This window comes from Acinetobacter sp. Brlt_5 (assembly GCF_051949055.1).
Lineage (GTDB): Bacteria > Pseudomonadota > Gammaproteobacteria > Pseudomonadales > Moraxellaceae > Acinetobacter > Acinetobacter indicus.
This window is the reverse complement of the sequence record NZ_JAYJLP010000015.1, coordinates 33,533-51,382: the sequence shown is the minus strand read 5'-3', so window position 1 is coordinate 51,382 and position 17,850 is coordinate 33,533. Positions and strand designations below refer to the sequence as shown.

Genomic DNA, 17,850 nt, shown 5'->3' with positions numbered 1-17,850 from the left:
GGCTTATCCGCCTTTTTCAATCTGGTCTAGAATGGCACATTCCGCGCTGTGATTGCCCTGACAATGCTGCGCAGATTGCTGCAACAAATTGACCATGTCCTGTAAACGCTGGATTTTCTGGTTCAGCTCATCAATATGTTTTAAGGTCAGCGCTTTCACTTCTGCACTCTGGCGACCGCTATTTTTCCACAGCGAAATCAGTTCTTTCATTTGCTCGGTAGAAAAGCCCAGCTCGCGGGCATGACGAATAAAATTCAGGGTTTTTAAATCCTGCTCGGAATAGACCCGATAACCAGCAGCACTGCGCTGGGCAGCCGTGAGCAGGCCGATACTTTCATAATAACGGATCATTTTGGCAGAGATGCCCGACTGCTTTGCGGCTTGACCAATATTCACATGCTTCTCGCTCAATACGGCGGTTTAAGACCTGCCTCCGATCTTAAACCGAAAATGTCCTGACGCCAACGGCTATTGCAGCGGCGCGGCAAAGCGCTTCAGGCGTAAAGCATTGCCCAGCACAAACACGGATGACAGTGCCATTGCGCCTGCAGCAAACATCGGCGACAGTAAAATGCCCCACAGCGGATACAGCACGCCGGCGGCAATCGGAATTAAGGCCACGTTATAAACAAAGGCCCAAAACAGGTTCTGGCGGATATTGCGGATAGTGGCCTGACTTAAAGCAATCGCATTGGGAATGCCTTTTAAACTGCCGGACATCAGCACCACATCGGCGGCTTCAATGGCTACATCGGTACCGGTGCCAATGGCCAGCCCGACATCGGCCTGTGCCAGCGCCGGGGCATCATTAATCCCATCGCCGACAAAGGCCAGACGGCCATATTGCTGCTGCAATTCACGTACGCTATCGACTTTGCCTTCCGGCAGGACTTCGGCAACCACGGTATCAATTTTTAGCTGCCGGGCAATCGCTTCAGCAGTATGCCGGTTATCACCGGTGATCATCGCCACTTTAACACCTAATTGATGCAGCGCTTCAATCGCAGCAAAGGTGCTGTCTTTGATTGGATCGGCCACGGCAATGATGGCCGCCAGTTGATCCTCTACCGCCACATAGAGTGGTGTTTTTCCTTCCTGACCCAAACGTGCCGCAACCTGATCAAAGGCTGTGGTACTTAAACCCAGCTGATGCATATAACGGTCAGCCCCAATATGTAGCCATTGACCATTGACCTGCCCTTTTACGCCGGACCCGACAATCGAATCAAAATCGCTCACAGCTGGCAAAGATAAGCCTTGTTGCTGCGCGGCTTCAACAATGGCAAAGGCAATCGGATGCTCCGACTTGGCTTCTACTGCTGCTACCCAGCTTAACAATTGCGCCTGCTCAAAACTAGCCTGTACATGAAAATCTGTCAGTTGCGGTTTGCCTTCGGTTAAGGTGCCGGTTTTATCCACCGCCACCACCTGCGCTTCCTGTAACAGCTGCAAGGCTTCGCCTTTACGGAACAGAATGCCCATTTCTGCCCCACGTCCAGTGCCGACCATAATCGAGGTTGGAGTGGCCAGCCCCATAGCACATGGACAGGCAATAATCAGCACCGCTACAGCATTGACCAGACCAAAGGTCAGCGCCGGTTCAGGACCAAAAATCAGCCAGACCAGAAAGGTCAGCACAGCCATCAGCATTACGGCTGGCACAAACCACATGGTGACTTTATCGACCAGCGCCTGAATGGGCAGTTTGGAGCCTTGCGCCTGCTCGACCATACGGATAATTTGCGCCAGCACCGAATCTGCCCCCACCGCAGTTGCGCGGATGCTCAGGCTGCCATTCTGGTTGATGGTGCCGCCCACCACGGCGCTGCCTGCCATTTTTTCTACTGGCAGCGGCTCTCCGCTAATCATCGATTCATCGACATAACTGCGGCCGTCCAGCACTTCCCCATCCACCGGAATCCGCTCTCCCGGGCGGATATCAACCTGCATACCCGAGCTGACTTCAGCCAGCGGGACTTCTACACTTTGGCCATTACGTACAATGCGGGCGGTTTTTGGCTGCATGCCGATCAGGTGCTGAATTGCCTGCGAAGTACGACCTTTGGCTTTGGCTTCAAAGTAGCGACCCAGCAGAATCAGGCTGACAATCACCGCGGCAGCTTCAAAATAGACATTGACCGTGCCTTCCGGTAACAGCTGTGGCATAAAAGTCGCCACCACCGAAAAGCTGTACGCGGCCAGCGTTCCAACCGCCACCAGCGAGTTCATATCTGGCGCAAAACGCAGCAAGGCCGGAATGCCTTTTTGATAAAAACGCCGGCCCGGAAACAGCAATACCAGCGTGGTTAACACGAACTGTAGCAACCAGCTCGACATCTGCCCGATCTGATGCATGACCCACATATGAAAAGCCGGAATTAAATGCGAGCCCATTTCCAGCACAAATACCGGAATGGCCAGCACCAGGGAAATTAACAGATCACGTTTTAGTTGCTGCTGCTCGCTGGCTTTCTGATCCGCCTGTTCAGTGGTGGTCGTGGTCTGTAGCTGGGCATCATAACCAGCCTTACGGATGGCCTGAATCAGTTTATCGGCACTGACCGTAGTATCGGCTTCGACCCAAGCCTGTTCAGTGGCCAGATTGACATTGGCTTGTTGCACCCCCGGCACTTTTTTCAGGGCTTTTTCTACCCGCGCCACGCAGGAGGCACAAGTCATGCCATCAATCGACAATTCGATGGGTGCCGCGACGACCACATCATAACCGGCGCGCTCGATGGCTTTGACCAAAGCAGCCCGATCAAGTGGTACAGAAGATTCGACCACGGCCTGTTCGGTGGCCAGATTAACATTGGCCTGCTCGACCCCATCTACTTTTTTTAAGGCTTTTTCCACCCGGCCTACACATGAAGCACAGGTCATGCCCTGAATAGACAATGTTTCACGAAAAACAGCAGATGAATTGGAGATGCTCATGCCCTACCTCGGCCAATACCCAGACTTTCTTACAGCATACAGATTGACATCATGGGAAGGTCAAGTCTCTGCGCATAAAAATTTGGCTTGACCTTCCCATCATGACAAGCTTTAAACTGAAAGCATCTTCACATGACTCATGGAGCATCTTAATGAAACTGTATATTGCCAATATGACTTGCGGCGGCTGCGCCCGCGGTGTAACAGCCACCATTCAGGATGTGGACCCGAATGCCAAAGTTGACATTGATCTGGACAGTAAAATCGTGACCGTTGACAGCAGTGCCAGCGTAGATCAGCTGGTGGCGGCGCTGAATGAAGATGGTTTCCCGCCAGAAGTGCAATAATTTCCAGGCATTCTCAAAACCGCTAGCGTTTATAAAATCGCCTCCGTGATGCGGGCATCAGGGAGGCGGCAAAAGACGAATGACCTATAACGGACAACGGGACATGCAATAGGTCATTCGAAACCGGACAAAAAACAAAACACACTTAAACTTAAATATGCTTAAACAGCGCCGAACGGGCTGAACCGGATGCCCCATCAGCCGCACTCAGGAAGCGTTCGGTGTGGATGTCACGTTCAAACAGGCGGCTTTGCATTAAGGTTGAAATCGCGGCATCAATCATCACCGGTGGACCGCATAAATAGGCTTTGTGACCACTGCATTTGTGTTCAAAATAATCCGCCACTGCTTCATGTACATAGCTGTTAAAGCCGGTCCATTGATCTTCCGGCTGTACGGCATTCAGCGCCGGAATATAACGGAAGTTCGGATAGTCCTTGACCAGCTGCTCAAACAGTTCGCGGTTATACAGTTCGCTTAAATCTCGCGCGCCCTGGAACAGGTAAATAATCCGGCTGTCACCCTGTTCCAGTAAGTCCAGAATCATGGATTGTGGGCTGGATAAACCCGAACCGCCAGCAATAAAGATCACGTCCTGATCATCGGATTTACGCACAAAGAACTGTCCATACGGCCCGGACAATTGCAGTTCTTCACCCACACTCAGTTGTTCGTGCACATAACTGGTGGCTGCGCCGCCTTCAACTTTACGAATATGCAACTCGATAATACCGGCTTCACTTGGCGCATTGGCAATCGAGAAAGCGCGCGTGCCGTCAACACCCGGAAACTGGATATTGATGTATTGCCCGGCCTGAAACTGCATTGGACGGTCAATCTGCAAACGCAGCCCTTTAATGGTCGGTGACAGGTCTTTTATTTCCAGCACCGTGGCCTGATAATCTTCCACCAGATAGCCCATGAAATCTTCATCTTCATCGACATCGGCTTCAATAATCATGTCAGATTCCGGTTTGCAGCAGCAGGCCAGCACCTTGTTTTCTTCGCGTTCAATATCCATTAAGGCAAACGGCGATGCTTCACCGACATCATAAAAACCGTCCGTAACCTGCACTTTGCAGGTGCCGCAGGTGCCATGCCCGCAGGCAAAGGGTAACCATACGCCCTGACGTAAGGCGGCATCGAGAATGGTCTGGTCTTCTTCCACGTCAATGGTGGTGCCAATCGGTTCAATGGTAACTTGATAACTCATGCGCTTTCTCCTTAAACATGGGCATCCTGATAGCCTTTTAGTTCCGGGCTGACAAAACGCAGCAGGGATTTGTGGTCAAAGCCTAGCTCGGCCAGTGTTTTGGAAAAATCGGTCTGTAAAGGTTCATGGTTTAACACAAACTGCACCGTTGACCAGTCCAGCTGCTCAAAGTCGGGATGCTGATGAAAACCGGCCTGAATCTGCTGATCGATCAGATCCTGCAAGGTCTGCTGCGGTGACACCACAAAGGCATGAGCCGCACAATATAAGGTGTGATGATCCCAGCCAATATACAACAGCATGTTGTCGCCATAGTGATGCTGGGCATCGCGCGGTTCGAATTGATAATGGTCTTGAATTGCACGTACAGTCATGAGAAATCTCCTAATTCCTTGAGCGGGTCATTGGCAGCAATGACCCGATTCCATTTTTTATGCGGCGTCGCCTTTCCATTTTTTCCAGCGCTGCTGATCTGGCGAGCCTTCAATGTCCAGGTTATCTGCACCGACATTGAAGTGATAATAATCACGCAGGATGCTCTCCAGATCTGGCCCGCCACAGTTGCCCTGTAAAATCTGGTTCACTGGCAGCCAGGCCTGAATATATTTTTCCGGTTCACGTTCAAAGATGTCGTGGCAGCCATCGGAACAGGTGTGATAACGCTCGCCCTGATAGATGCTGTCGCGATAACTGAACATGGTCGGGTCGCCGCCCATTTCGGTAAAGGTCATTGGAATCTGGCAGACCTGACACAATTGCGGTAAACCGGCGCTATAGAAGCGTTTGCCTTCGGCTTCCATCTTGCGGGCCAGTTCCCAGCGTGGACGGTAATATTTGTCAAAGGTGTCCGGATACTTGGCCGACAGCCAGTCCATTTCTTCATCGGTTGGAATCCAGGTGTGGAAACCGGCAGCATGGCCAAAGTTATAGAAAATCCACCAGGCCTGATGCGACACATGCTCTTTTTCTTTCTCAATCACTTCCGAATATTTCGGCATACGGATGCCATAACGGCCCAGGTCTTTAAACAGTGCCCCGCCCGCTTCTTCAAAGTAGGTTTCCCAGGCTTCTTTCCAGGACATGACTTTATTTGGCAGCATGTAGTCCATCATCATGCCGACAATTGACAACAGACGTGTGCCGCGCCAGAACCATTTATCAATCCATTCCTGCACAATTGGCACGTTATCTTCATGCTGTTCCAGCAGGAATTTGACAATTTCCAGGCCCAGGGTCATGTGACGTGCTTCATCGGACTGAGCACTAAAACCAAAAGTCACGGTGGCCATATCACCGTTATAGGCCGCACCAGACATAAATGGCACAAACAGCAGGTTGGTCAGCACATATTCAAAGGCAAAGCTGATCGCCAGCAGGAATTCAAATGGTCCGGCTGAACGTGCATCTTCAAAGAATGATTTAGGCACAGATAAATACCAGACCCGGTCATGCATATGCGCCCAGTCCTGAAAGCCATCAAAGAACTTGTTGTAATGGCTCATGGCATGAATCTGGGTCTGTACATGACGCAGCTCATCAATCGACTGCATTTGCGAGGCAATCCGCGCACCAATACCACTGAACTGACGGCCGACATGGGCATAACCCTGATAGGCCTGATATTCTAGCGGGGTAACCGCGGTTAAAAACAGCTTGATCGCATTTAAATAACGTTCATTGGAGACATTCATCTGACCGTTGTTCTGCGCGAATGCATCAAAAATGGCGTAGAGTTTTTTCTCTTTTTCGGCCTGATATTTCCAGTAGGCATCCATGGTTAAACGGAACGGATCTTCCCATTTTGACCAGTCGGTAATTTTAATGCCTTCAAATTCTTCATACGGAAATGCGGCTTTACGGTCGGCATAGGAAAAATCCCAGTCCAGATCACGGGTCAGCATCCGGTAACGGTCTTTGGCATTCAGTTTTTTCTGTGCAGTTTTGGCTTGTGTATTCATCTTGATCATCCTGTTCAATTTTTCCAGTGCAGGCACTCAGGCCTTGGCATGTTGTCTGTTTAATTCCATTTCAGCTGGAAGCTGTCATCATCTTCCTCGACATTGCCGCCCAGAGTAATCATGTTGAGCTGTAATTCCTGGATGTCCCAATCCTGACCCAGTTTTTCCGACACGGTTTCAGCCCGTACAATCAGACCGGTTTCGCTTTCAATGCGGATCATGGCCGGTAAATACTGGATGCTGGCATCGGGGTTGTCCTGTTCAATCGCTTCGACGATATAGCGTGAAGTGTCGTTATCTTGCAGGGCTAAATAAACTTTTGAGCTCATGAGGCATCTCCTTATGCGGCTGAGGCGTGTTGAATCTGTAAACCGGCTTTCTTGCAACGTTCCTGAATCAGGTTCATGGCGGATTCCACCGATGCACTACCCAGTGCGAGCGTGGCCCAGCTAGAAAAGGCCTGTTCCACTTGGGGCAGCAGTTCTTCAATCCAGCCCTGAATCAGCTGCTGGTTATGCTCCGATTCTGCGACTGCAGTTTTAAACACACTGTCAGACCATTTACGTAAATCGTTCAGGCAGTCCTGCATAAACTCGGTCAGCATGGCAATATCGCGTGCGCCCTGCTCGACCAGCCATTGATCCAGCTCGCCATACACCAGCTGCTGCAACATGCTGTCGATCATCAGGTTTTGTAATAAAAACAGTTTGAACCAGTCCTGCTCGGTCAGGCTGACTTCACATAAACGGCGCAGCGGCTGCCAGGCGGCATCTTCCATCCAGGCAGTTTTGGCGTGCTGCAAAGCCTCACCACGATTGCCATCGAGCAGCAAACCAATTCGTGACAGATACTGCGCCATGCCCAAACGGTCCATTGCGGCAAAAATACAGGCCTGGGTGATAACCGTGCCATAGCCATAGGCACTGCCCGACATCATGTGCAGATTAGCAGTCTGTTCGACATAACGAAATGGCAACAGGCACTGCATCAGTTTTTGCTGAACTGCCTCGGACAGGTTCGCCACCAGTTCGCGCTTTTCAAAAAAGGCATAATTGCTTTCGGCAATATCCTGCAAACGCGCGCGATGCTGCACATAGGCGCCATAATAAAACTGGCGCGGATCTTTAAAGGCATACCAGTCCTGCATCAGCAGTGCGGTATGGGTTGGATCATTTAAGGTTTTTTCCGGTTTCCATAGCGGACGATAATGGAAATTGGCCGCCGCCTGCACATCAAAGCTGACTTCCTGATAACGTGTGGCCGGCTTGTTGCCAAAACGGCGTTCAATATAGGCATAGGTCTGGCGGATGGGTTCAACGCTGGACGTTTTAATTTCTAAAGTCATCATTATCTCCTTATCGACTTAAGACTGATCTTCTTGATCTGACAGATACTGTGTCGGGCGCACCATGCTCGGTTCTACGCCATAACGCCATTTATCTTCCTGGGCATCATTCCAGGCCTGTTGTGCGGCGCTCATTTCCACCACCTGATGCATGGCACAAAATTCCTGGAAAGCCTGCTGGGGCAGAACCAGCTCGACAAATAGCGTCGGGTCCTGAATGGCAAAATCAAATTCGACAAATTTGGCCTGTGGATCACCGGTAATCCGGATGTATTTGGTCAATGCCGTTGGGCGTGCAGTGTGCGTCATCATGACCTTCCTTTTTCATTGCCACCAAAATCATTTCAGTGTGGCAAGCACGGAGCTTGCAGCTTTATTTACTTAAAGCATTTCAAAAGGCGTGCCAACTTTTATAAATTATTGATATTTATATTTTTATTTAAATTGGCTTAAAAATACAGAGATGAGATGGACGAGAAATTTCATGTTTTGCTGAAAGATATTTTGCTGAATTTCAGCATTTGATGAACTTAAACGCATACTGAAGTTTTAGACATTTGTATATTGCTAAAATTTCAACTTATTGATTTATGAGCACTATATTTAAAAGGTATAAGATTATGCGCTTTTAATCCTCACCTCCGTGGTCGGAATTGGTTAAGATCAACCCATGCTTGTGACTTGCCAAAATGGATGATTGGCTATGCCCCATACCCAGGACCTTAAACACTACAAACAGCTGCTGGAACACAATCAGGACATTCAGGATCTGCTCGACAAAATCCAGTTTGATACCGAACACGGTCAGATCTGGTTTGAAGAAAACCGGATGCTGCTGATTCATAGCGGCATCATGGGCTATTTGCGCAAAGACCTGTATCAGATGCTGGGCTATGAACGCACCAAACACTTTTTTATCCGCTGCGGCTATCAGGCCGGGATGCGCGATGCCGAAGTCACCTCACGACTGCGCCCGAACTTAAATGAAGTGGAAGCCTTTATGGCCGGCCCGCAGATGCACGGTATTCGCGGCATGGTCCAGGTTACAGTCAATGACCTGCGTTTAAGTCATGACCAGCATCAGTTTTATGCCGATTTTAACTGGCTTAACTCTTTTGAAGCCGAAGTGCATTTATCTGAATTTGGCGCAGCCGATGAACCGGCCTGCTGGATGCTGCTCGGTTATGCCTGCGGCTATAGCAGCTATGTGATGGGTCAAACCATTATTTATCAGGAAACCCATTGCGTGGCCAAAGGCGATGACTGCTGCCGGATTATCGGCAAACCGCTGGCCGACTGGGAAAATGCCAATGAACTGATCCGCTTTATGTCACCCGATCCGGTGTCAGACAAGATTATTGCCTTGCAGGCAGAGCTGAACCAGCTGAAACAGACCATCTACACCGATGCTGAAGCCGACTACACCATGTTTAATGCTATCGGTGAATCGGCGGCCTATCGCAAGGTCTGTGACCTCCTGAAAAAAGCTGCAGGCAGTAAAGTCGCAGTCCTGCTACAGGGCGAAACCGGTGTCGGTAAAGAAGCCTTTGCCCGCGGGATTCATCAGGCCAGCCAGCGCCGCCAGCAACCGTTTGTCGCAGTCAACTGTGCCTGTATTCCTCCCGACCTGATTGAAGCCGAATTGTTCGGGGTGGAAAAAGGTGCCTATACCGGCGCCAACCAGTCACGTGCAGGCAAGTTTGAACGCGCAGATGGCGGCACCATTTTTCTGGATGAAGTGATTGAGCTGTCACCGCGGGCGCAGGCCGCCCTGTTACGCATGTTACAGGAAGGCGAATTTGAACGAGTTGGTGATTATCGGACCCGCAAAGTCGATGTGCGTATTGTCGCCGCCACCAACGAAGATCTGGAACAGGCAGTCAAAGCCGGACGTTTCCGTGCCGATTTATTTTATCGGCTGAATATTTTTCCGGTACAGATTCCGCCACTGCGCGAGCGCCGTGAAGATATTCCGCTACTGGTCAATCATTTTCTGAAACGCTTTGAAAACCTGTATGGCAAAACCCTGCCTGGCCTGAGTGACAAAGCCAAAAATTATGTGATGAGTTATGAGTGGCCCGGTAATATCCGTGAACTGGAAAACCTGCTGGAACGCGCCACCTTACTGACCGATGACCAGCAGGAAATTAAACTAAGCTGCCTGTTTCCGCAGTTAAAGCAGCAGGCTAAAAATTCAACCTCCCCCAATTCAATTGAGACCCTGTTGACCGAGGATTTTTCTTTGGAACGGCATGAACAGGAAATTATTCTAACCGCCATGCAGCGCAGCCAGCAGAATATTTCTGAAGCGGCACGTTTATTGGGGATTAGTCGGGCAACGCTGGATTACCGGTTAAAGAAATATCAGATGGTTTAAAATTTAATACAGCAAAGTTCAGGTCAAATTCGGACCTGAATTTAGGTGAGCCAATATCTCCTTAAACCAATAATTTAATATTAATCGCAGCTATTGAGTATTTAGTTTAAGAATAGGCTTTGTTGCACAAAGATTTCATAACTATATGATTTTAAAAGTTTTGATTATTTTTTGATCCAAAATTAAATTTATTTAAATCAGATGCTTACATATTTATGCAACAAAGCCTATGGGCGAGTATAATTAAATATCCAATACCGATTCCCATTCGGATCAACACGAAAGTAGAGATTTCCACCATCACCTATTTTTTTACTCTTTTGCGGATCAGCCTTAAGTTTTTTAATTTGTAGCGCTGTGAGCTTATTCTGGGTACGTGCCATAATAAAAAACCACGCAAAAAAAATGTAGTAAGTTTTAACTTACTACATTTCTTATTACTTTATAACTGTCGATTCACGTCAAGTGTCAACGTACGTCGTACTGTTATATTCCAGCTTTAACCAATATAATCAATCGCTTATATTACGTTAAGCAATACTGGACAGTGTTGTTTGGCGGAAGCGGTGAGATTCGAACTCACGGAGGACTCACACCCTCGTCGGTTTTCAAGACCGGTGCATTAAACCGCTCTGCCACGCTTCCATGTGCGCCATAATACGAAGCTTTTTTCCATCTGACAAGTAAAAATTACATTCAAGTGACTCAAACGAATATTGTTTCATCAAATGTTTAAAGTTTGGCGGCCAATTCAGCACCTTCGCGAATGGCGCGCTTGGCATCCAGTTCCGCCGCCAGTTTTGCCCCGCCAATAATGTGATATTGCGCCAAGGTCTGCTGGCCATTTTCCGGCATAATCTCTTTAACAGATTCCTGCCCGGCACAGACCACCACGGTATCGACTCGCAATAACTGGTCATGGCCATCCATTTCTACCCATAAGCCTTCATCACCAATGGCTTTATATTGCACCCCGCGTAACATGCGTACGCCGTGCTTTTTCAGTTGTGCACGATGCACCCAGCCGGTGGTTTTACCTAAGCCGGCACCCAATGGCGTGGTTTTACGCTGCAACAAATAAATTTCACGCACAGGGGGATGAATTTCCGGTGCCTGCATACCGCCTTCAGATACATAGTGTGGATTTAAATCGACGCCCCACTCGCGTTTCCAGTCCTCCACAGGTTGCGGCTGTGGCTGCTGCTCCGGTTTTAATAAAAACTCGGACACATCAAAGCCAATGCCGCCAGCGCCAATTACCGCCACTTTATGACCGACAGGCGCGCCATTCAGCACTTCGGCATAAGACAGAACTTGGGGTAAATCGCTGCCCGGAATATTGAGTGTACGTGGCACCACACCAGTGGCAACAATCACCTCCTCAAAACCTTCACGTTCCAGCTGCTCGCGGTTAACTTTGGTATTCAGACGTACATCTACGCCAGTTTTTTCCAGCTGCACTTTAAAATAGCGGATGGTTTCGTGGAATTCTTCTTTGCCCGGAATCACTTTGGCCAGATTAAACTGCCCGCCGACATCGGCATTGGCTTCAAATAATGTCACCTGATGACCACGGCCTGCAGCCACCGTTGCAGCAGACATACCAGCGACTCCACCGCCCACCACGGCAATCCGTTTTGGCTGTTTGGTTTTGACATAGACCAGTTCGGTTTCATAAGCAGCACGCGGATTGACCAGACAGGTGGCGCGCTGGTTTTTAAAGGTATGATCCAGACAGGCCTGATTACAGGCAATACAGGTATTGATTTCATCGACCCGGTTAGTGGCGGTTTTATTGACCCAGAAAGCATCGGCCAGTAAAGGACGCGCCATCTGAATCATGTCGGCTTTGCCCGCTGCCAGAATTTCTTCGGCCGTATCCGGCATATTAATCCGGTTAGAAGCAATCACCGGAATCGATACCTGCTGTTTCACCGCTGCCGTGTAATCCACAAACGCTGCGCGCGGCACCGAAGTCACAATGGTCGGAATACGCGCTTCATGCCAGCCAATACCGGTATTCAGTAAAGTCACACCGGCCTGTTCCAAGGCTTTGGCTACCGTGATGACTTCATCCATAGTGTTGCCATCATGTACCAGATCCAGCATCGACAGACGGAAGCAGATAATAAATTTATCGCCAATTTCTGCACGAATGGCTTTGACAATTTCCACAGCAAAGCGCATTCGGTTTTCAATCGGGCCACCCCAGCGGTCATTGCGCTGATTAACATGACGGCTTAAAAACTGGTTTAGCAAATAGCCTTCAGAGCCCATGATTTCCACGCCATCATAACCGGCTTTTTTGGCCAGACTGGCGGTTTTCACATAGTCCTGAATGGTGTTTAAAATCTGTTTATCGCTGAGCTGGCGCGGTTTAAACGGTGAAATTGGCGATTTAATCGGGCTGGCCGACACCACAAAAGGCTGATAGCCATAACGGCCGGCATGCAGAATCTGCAACAGAATTTTGGCGCCATGCTTATGTACCGCGTGGGTCACCAGTCGATGCGGTGCAATATCCCCCAAGGTATTCATGGTGCCGCCGGCCGGTAATAACCAGCCCTGACGGTTCGGTGAAATCCCGCCCGTAATAATCAGGCCAACGCCGCCTTTGGCACGCTCACCAAAATAGGCCGCCAGTTTCGGATAATTATAAAAGCGGTCTTCCAGACCGGTATGCATGGACCCCATCACCACCCGGTTTTTCAGGGTGGTAAAACCTAAATGTAAGGGACTGAGCAGATGTGCATAGCTTGTTGTCATCATGTATTCCTGTACGCTGGTTTTGCAACTTGTTGCATAATACTGTAGCGATTTTTTATTATTTGTTTATGGCATTTTCAAAAAATTATCATGACAAACTGCCAATGTCAGTTCTGCCACTGCTTGCTGCTGCTTTTCCATAGCGCAATTGCACCGAGCACCGTGCCAATTGGAAAGCTTAATAACATTAGCACTGCCAGAATACGCGACAGTGTGCGTCCTTCACCATTGCCCCGTTTCACTTTCAAACAGGCGCTGATATTCAGATAAATCAACAGCAGCATCAAGGCCATCACAATCACTAAATTGAGGGTAGCAATACTGCGCTGCTGATATTCCAGATACAGGAACACCACTGCACTAAAACTGAGTAAACCGGCATAAATACCATGAACCAGCGCCAGGGTTTCATTGCGGTTATTGTTGGAGATCAATGGGGGCGGTGTGACATTGGGCTGCATCGGCATTTCCTCTCTGTGGATATAAATTGTTCTATCATACTCAAGCCAGGAATGGGCTGCTGTGGCCGAAAATAAACTGAAACCGATGAAAAAAGTCTAACTTTTTTCAGAAAGCAAATTTTTCAGAAAACATCGTTTCGGAAAAGTGCTACAATAGCGCCATTTTCGAATTCTCCTTGGCCACCATTTTGGTTGCCTATATTCATAAGTTAGGACTCGCAATGACTGATAATGCAACGATCTTGCAAAGCGTACCAGTAGGCAAAAAAGTGGGTATCGCCTTCTCTGGTGGTCTAGATACTTCTGCTGCTTTATTGTGGATGAAACAAAAAGGCGCTGAACCTTATGCCTACACAGCAAACTTGGGTCAGCCAGATGAAGATGATTACGATGCTATTCCGAAGAAAGCGGAAGCCTATGGCGCAGTAAAAGCACGCTTAATCGACTGCCGTTTACAGCTTGCACTTGAAGGTATTGCTGCAATTCAGTGTGGCGCGTTCCACATTTCAACAGGTGGTGTGCCTTACTTCAACACCACACCACTAGGCCGTGCAGTTACCGGGACCATGCTGGTTACTGCCATGAAAGAAGATGACGTGAACATCTGGGGTGATGGTTCAACCTATAAAGGTAACGACATCGAGCGTTTCTACCGTTACGGCTTACTGACCAACCCGGCGCTCAAAATTTACAAGCCGTGGTTAGACCAGACCTTTATTGATGAGCTAGGCGGCCGTGCAGAAATGTCACAGTTCCTGATCGACAACGGCTTCGACTATAAAATGTCAAAAGAAAAAGCCTACTCGACTGACTCGAACATGCTGGGTGCAACACACGAAGCCAAAGATCTGGAATATCTGAATGCCGGTATCAAGATTGTTGAGCCAATCATGGGCGTTGCGTTCTGGAAAGATGATGTTGAAATTGCGCCTGAAGAAGTTTCAATTACCTTTGAAGAAGGTTTCCCGGTTGCACTGAACGGCCGTCGTATCGAAGATCCGGTAGAGTTCATTCTGGAAGCCAACCGTATTGGTGGCCGTCATGGTCTGGGGATGTCGGATCAGATCGAAAACCGTATCATTGAAGCGAAATCTCGTGGTATTTACGAAGCTCCGGGTATGGCACTGCTGCACATTGCTTACGAGCGTTTAGTGACAGGTATTCATAACGAAGACACCATCGAACAATACCGCATCAACGGTTTACGTTTAGGCCGTTTACTGTATCAAGGTCGCTGGTTCGATTCTCAAGCCCTGATGCTGCGTGAAACTGCACAGCGTTGGGTTGCAAAAGCCATCACTGGTACGGTGACTTTAGAGCTGCGTCGTGGCAATGACTACACCATCATGAACACTGAATCTGAAAACCTCACCTATGAAGCTGAGCGTTTGACTATGGAAAAAGGTGATTCAATGTTCACGCCAATGGATCGTATTGGTCAGTTAACCATGCGTAACCTGGACATTACCGATACCCGTCAAAAACTTGGCATTTATACCGGTGCTGGTTTACTGGCCGTGGGTACAGGTTCTGCTGTTCCACAGTTAAAAGACAAGAAATAAGTTGTCTCTATGAAAAAACCGCCTTCGTGATCTGACCCCAATAAGTTGGACGGTTTGATTAAGCAGCTTTTAAGGACTGAGTTCTGTATTGTACAGGACTTAGTCCTTTTAATTTAACCTTGATTCGTTCATGGTTGTAATAATGAATATATTCTTTCACGGTCTGTTCCAACTCTTCAACTGAATTAAATTCCTCACCATAGAAACATTCTGATTTAAGTATTCCAAAGAAGCTTTCCATTGAAGCGTTGTCTAGACAGTTACCTTTACGCGACATACTTTGAATAAGCCCGTGCTGTTGAAGCTGTTGCTGATAAAATCTCATTTGATATTGCCAGCCCTGATCTGAATGAATAATTGGCTTATCATTCGGGCTGAGCTTGGCGATAGCATCTTTCAACATATCTTTAACTAAACCAAACAGTGGTCTACGTTGGAGCTGAAACGCAATGATTTCACCATTAAACAAATCCATTATGGGTGACAGATAAAGTTTTTCACCGCGTACATTAAATTCAGTTACATCTGTTACCCACTTCTGATTGGGCTTGTCTGCCTTGAATTGACGCTGCAACACATTCTTAGCAATTTTACCAATTTGCCCCTTATAAGAGCGATACTTTACAGCTCTAATACATGATCTGAGCTGCATGGACTGCATCAAGCGTTGAACACACTTATGGTTAATGGTAAACCCCAAATTCTTCAAGGCAAGTGTAATCCTGCGATACCCGTATCGTCCCTTATGTTTATGATATATCGCCTTAATTTGCTGTTTAAGGTCACTATATTTATCTTCACGCTTTGATTGCTGCTCATGATAAAAGTAAGTGCTTCGAGCCATTTCTGATGTACGTAACAAGTGCCTTAATTGATAGCTTTGCCTTAATTCAGATATGAATCTTGCAGCCGTTGCTGTTCGGCTTTTTCCTGTTCTTTGCGCTTCTGAATCAAGGCTCTCCGCTTTTTTAGATAAGCGACCTCTGCCCGTAGATACGCCAATTCCTCAAGTAGCTGTTCTTGAGTTTTATTTCGATCTTCTTGTGAGGTTTTAATTCTAGGTCGCTGTGGCTTTGGCATCTGTTTGGGGCGTCCTTTGGGCTTAGATTTTAAGCCATCTATACCGTGTGCCTGATATTTGCGCAACCATGTAGAAAGAGTTCCAACTTCTTTTAATTTAAAAAATCTTAAAGCATCGATAAGTGACAAGCCATCATTCAATATTTTAAGAACAACTTTAAGTTTGAACTCTGTAGAGTAGGTTATGCGATGAGATTGAGGTTTCAAGCCGTCTTCGCCAAGAGTCTGGTATATAGCAACCCATTGTCGAATAGTAGCTCTGTCTAATTTATATTTATTAGCTGTTTTTCTAAACCCATCATCATTTTTATTTGATAAATAATTTTGAACAACTTCAAGTTTAAACTGTTGAGAATATTTAGCCATAGAAAAGCACCCTTCAAATTGGACTAAGAGTGTCCAAATTTCGGGGTGCAGATCATTCGGGCGGTTTTTTTGTGCTTGCTGTTTGGGATTTATTCCAGCCCCTGCAGAATATCGCTGACCTGCGCGGTCTGATAATAAATCTGGTTCCGGCCGAGTTTTTTCGCCCGGTACAGCGCCTGGTCGGCACGGCTAATCAGATCATCCTTGGAAATCTCGAGCTCGCCTTTATACACGGTAAAACCCAGGCTGATAGTAATGATATCGGACACACTGGATTTTTCATGTGGAATGGCCAGCCGTTCAATTGCCCTAAAAATATTTGACGCCACCGCATAAGCACCATGCGCATCAGTTTCAGGCAGCAACACCACAAATTCTTCGCCGCCATAACGCGCCACAAAATCCATATGCCGAATCGCGTCTTTAATGGACTTGGCCACTGATGAAATGACTTCATCACCTTTTTGATGGCCATAAAAATCATTAAACAGCTTAAAGAAATCGACATCAATAAATAGCAAGGACAAGGGCCGTTCATCATGCCGCGCCTGCTCATAATAGCTGTTCAGCATTTCATCAAAGTTGCGCCGGTTCGACACTTTGGTCAGTGCATCATGCTGGCTTAAATGCAGCAATTCTTCACTGTTAATCCGGTTAATTTTCTCGCCGAGTTTCGCCTGCTGCATCACCAGAAAGATCATCCGCTCTCGGGTACACAGCATTTTACTCATTAAAAAACCCATCACTACGCTGCCGATGAGCACCCGCGCCATCACCATCACATCAATTGGAATGTAAAAGGTAAACAGCATGACCATGGTCATGACTGCCGCCATTAATCCGGTCAGCAGCATATGAAATGGTTTTACCCCGGTCAGCACATAGCCCATGATGTAAATGATACAGATGATCATCATGGCCTGATATTTCAGTGCTTCGGTATACACGGTCATGGTGAGCCAGGTCATCGACAGGATGGCCCAGAACACCAGCGCCATGGCGGCATAGGCAAAATAGCGCCGCAGGATTTTATAATGCGCAAAGAAAAACAGCGTCAGCAGACACAGGCCACCATTGAGTAGCCCGAGCAGACAGCGGATAAAATCATGCCAGAAATGTTGCGGCTGGATAATCCAGTAATCCCCGGGAATGACCAGCATGGTCAGAATAAAATAGACCAGCACCCCCGACCAGAAATACTGGTTAATATTATGCCGGGCACGCTCCAAATACTGCTGCCAAAATTCCTGTTCCAGCTGTTTCGGAAACACCTGACCCGCGCTGCGTCGTTGCCGGGCAATCAGTGCCTCTATTTTTTCCTTGTCGTATTGCAATTGGACAAGCTTATATTTGTATTCCATTGACATAAAATATAATTTTTATAGTCGCTTAAAAATAACACAAAATGATAAAAATTAATTCAATATAAGGCATCTTT

The 17,850-nt window shown here is 47.8% G+C and carries 15 protein-coding genes, 1 tRNA gene and 1 pseudogene; 3 read left to right on the top strand and 14 right to left on the bottom strand.

Annotated features, from left to right (window positions below):
* Window positions 1-3: 3 nt before the first annotated feature.
* Together cueR and VF685_RS10825 are read right to left on the bottom strand one after the other, a co-directional pair.
* Window positions 4-396: a Cu(I)-responsive transcriptional regulator gene (gene cueR, locus VF685_RS10830; RefSeq protein WP_005179173.1), complete on the bottom strand. Its 393-nt coding sequence runs from the start codon at window positions 394-396 to the stop codon at window positions 4-6.
* 72 nt (window positions 397-468) lie between these two features.
* Window positions 469-2,937 carry a heavy metal translocating P-type ATPase gene (locus tag VF685_RS10825; protein WP_127799608.1) on the bottom strand — a complete coding sequence of 823 codons (2,469 nt, stop codon included), beginning with the start codon at window positions 2,935-2,937 and terminating at the stop codon, window positions 469-471.
* Window positions 2,938-3,089: 152 nt separating this feature from the next.
* On the opposite strand from VF685_RS10825, the gene VF685_RS10820 reads away from it, so the two are divergent.
* A complete protein-coding gene (locus tag VF685_RS10820) occupies window positions 3,090-3,284 on the top strand; it encodes a heavy-metal-associated domain-containing protein (protein ID WP_127799610.1) in 195 nt (64 codons plus the stop codon).
* Window positions 3,285-3,435: 151 nt separating this feature from the next.
* On the opposite strand, the gene VF685_RS10815 is transcribed toward VF685_RS10820, so the two are convergent.
* Genes VF685_RS10815 through VF685_RS10790 form a run of 6 tightly spaced genes read right to left on the bottom strand, consistent with a single transcriptional unit; the run spans window position 3,436 to window position 8,109 of the window.
* Entirely contained in the window at window positions 3,436-4,497 is a 1,062-nt protein-coding gene (locus VF685_RS10815; protein WP_286385279.1) for an NADH:ubiquinone reductase (Na(+)-transporting) subunit F, read from the bottom strand.
* Window positions 4,498-4,508: 11 nt separating this feature from the next.
* Window positions 4,509-4,871, bottom strand: coding sequence for a phenol hydroxylase subunit P4 (locus VF685_RS10810; RefSeq protein ID WP_104511304.1), 363 nt, complete (start codon window positions 4,869-4,871; stop codon window positions 4,509-4,511).
* A gap of 57 nt (window positions 4,872-4,928) precedes the next feature.
* Window positions 4,929-6,455 (bottom strand): aromatic/alkene/methane monooxygenase hydroxylase/oxygenase subunit alpha, encoded by a 1,527-nt coding sequence (locus tag VF685_RS10805; protein ID WP_075168172.1) that lies wholly within the window; start codon window positions 6,453-6,455, stop codon window positions 4,929-4,931.
* A gap of 59 nt (window positions 6,456-6,514) precedes the next feature.
* Complete coding sequence (locus VF685_RS10800) at window positions 6,515-6,784, bottom strand: MmoB/DmpM family protein (protein ID WP_075168171.1); 270 nt, start codon at window positions 6,782-6,784, stop codon at window positions 6,515-6,517.
* An 11-nt stretch (window positions 6,785-6,795) separates the two neighbouring features.
* Entirely contained in the window at window positions 6,796-7,800 is a 1,005-nt protein-coding gene (locus VF685_RS10795) for an aromatic/alkene monooxygenase hydroxylase subunit beta (protein WP_163170272.1), read from the bottom strand.
* A gap of 18 nt (window positions 7,801-7,818) precedes the next feature.
* Window positions 7,819-8,109 (bottom strand): phenol hydroxylase subunit, encoded by a 291-nt coding sequence (locus tag VF685_RS10790; RefSeq protein ID WP_104489758.1) that lies wholly within the window; start codon window positions 8,107-8,109, stop codon window positions 7,819-7,821.
* Window positions 8,110-8,503: 394 nt separating this feature from the next.
* Between VF685_RS10790 and mobR the strand changes: the two genes are divergently transcribed.
* On the top strand, window positions 8,504-10,177 hold the full coding sequence (gene mobR, locus VF685_RS10785; RefSeq protein WP_163170273.1) for a phenol degradation transcriptional regulator MobR: 1,674 nt from the start codon (window positions 8,504-8,506) through the stop codon (window positions 10,175-10,177).
* Between the two features lie 230 nt (window positions 10,178-10,407).
* Here mobR and VF685_RS10780 read toward each other — a convergent pair.
* The 4 genes and pseudogenes from VF685_RS10780 to VF685_RS10765 all read right to left on the bottom strand — a co-directional run.
* Window positions 10,408-10,560 (bottom strand): annotated as a pseudogene (locus VF685_RS10780) (Arm DNA-binding domain-containing protein); the annotation flags it as partial.
* Window positions 10,561-10,732: 172 nt separating this feature from the next.
* Window positions 10,733-10,822: transfer RNA gene (locus tag VF685_RS10775), tRNA-Ser, on the bottom strand.
* Window positions 10,823-10,909: 87 nt separating this feature from the next.
* Complete coding sequence (locus VF685_RS10770) at window positions 10,910-12,946, bottom strand: NADPH-dependent 2,4-dienoyl-CoA reductase (RefSeq protein WP_171293314.1); 2,037 nt, start codon at window positions 12,944-12,946, stop codon at window positions 10,910-10,912.
* Window positions 12,947-13,050: 104 nt separating this feature from the next.
* Complete coding sequence (locus VF685_RS10765; RefSeq protein WP_180192077.1) at window positions 13,051-13,404, bottom strand: hypothetical protein; 354 nt, start codon at window positions 13,402-13,404, stop codon at window positions 13,051-13,053.
* Window positions 13,405-13,625: 221 nt separating this feature from the next.
* Between VF685_RS10765 and argG the strand changes: the two genes are divergently transcribed.
* On the top strand, window positions 13,626-14,966 hold the full coding sequence (gene argG / locus VF685_RS10760) for an argininosuccinate synthase (RefSeq protein ID WP_005179184.1): 1,341 nt from the start codon (window positions 13,626-13,628) through the stop codon (window positions 14,964-14,966).
* 58 nt (window positions 14,967-15,024) lie between these two features.
* On the opposite strand, the gene VF685_RS10755 is transcribed toward argG, so the two are convergent.
* Both VF685_RS10755 and VF685_RS10750 read right to left on the bottom strand, forming a co-directional pair.
* Window positions 15,025-16,412 (bottom strand): IS3 family transposase gene (locus VF685_RS10755; RefSeq protein WP_373685922.1). Its coding sequence is split into 2 segments (ribosomal slippage): window positions 15,025-15,915 and window positions 15,918-16,412, totalling 1,386 coding nucleotides; the frame shifts between segments, so codons are not numbered across the junction.
* An 89-nt stretch (window positions 16,413-16,501) separates the two neighbouring features.
* The gene (locus VF685_RS10750) at window positions 16,502-17,773 is read right to left on the bottom strand and encodes a GGDEF domain-containing protein (protein WP_005179187.1); all 1,272 of its coding nucleotides are present in this window, start codon (window positions 17,771-17,773) and stop codon (window positions 16,502-16,504) included.
* Between the last annotated feature and the right edge of the window lie 77 nt (window positions 17,774-17,850).

Excerpts from the sequence above, each read along its gene's own strand:
- VF685_RS10825 (WP_127799608.1), bottom strand. The coding sequence starts at position 2,937 with ATGAGCATCTCCAATTCATCTGCTGTTTTTCGTGAAACATTGTCTATT.
- VF685_RS10810 (WP_104511304.1), bottom strand. The coding sequence starts at position 4,871 with ATGACTGTACGTGCAATTCAAGACCATTATCAATTCGAACCGCGCGAT.
- VF685_RS10765 (WP_180192077.1), bottom strand. The coding sequence starts at position 13,404 with ATGCAGCCCAATGTCACACCGCCCCCATTGATCTCCAACAATAACCGC.
- VF685_RS10790 (WP_104489758.1), bottom strand. The coding sequence starts at position 8,109 with ATGACGCACACTGCACGCCCAACGGCATTGACCAAATACATCCGGATT.
- VF685_RS10800 (WP_075168171.1), bottom strand. The coding sequence starts at position 6,784 with ATGAGCTCAAAAGTTTATTTAGCCCTGCAAGATAACGACACTTCACGC.
- VF685_RS10795 (WP_163170272.1), bottom strand. The coding sequence starts at position 7,800 with ATGACTTTAGAAATTAAAACGTCCAGCGTTGAACCCATCCGCCAGACC.
- VF685_RS10805 (WP_075168172.1), bottom strand. The coding sequence starts at position 6,455 with ATGAATACACAAGCCAAAACTGCACAGAAAAAACTGAATGCCAAAGAC.
- mobR (WP_163170273.1), top strand. The coding sequence starts at position 8,504 with ATGCCCCATACCCAGGACCTTAAACACTACAAACAGCTGCTGGAACAC.
- VF685_RS10820 (WP_127799610.1), top strand. The coding sequence starts at position 3,090 with ATGAAACTGTATATTGCCAATATGACTTGCGGCGGCTGCGCCCGCGGT.
- VF685_RS10815 (WP_286385279.1), bottom strand. The coding sequence starts at position 4,497 with ATGAGTTATCAAGTTACCATTGAACCGATTGGCACCACCATTGACGTG.
- VF685_RS10750 (WP_005179187.1), bottom strand. The coding sequence starts at position 17,773 with ATGGAATACAAATATAAGCTTGTCCAATTGCAATACGACAAGGAAAAA.
- VF685_RS10770 (WP_171293314.1), bottom strand. The coding sequence starts at position 12,946 with ATGATGACAACAAGCTATGCACATCTGCTCAGTCCCTTACATTTAGGT.
- argG (WP_005179184.1), top strand. The coding sequence starts at position 13,626 with ATGACTGATAATGCAACGATCTTGCAAAGCGTACCAGTAGGCAAAAAA.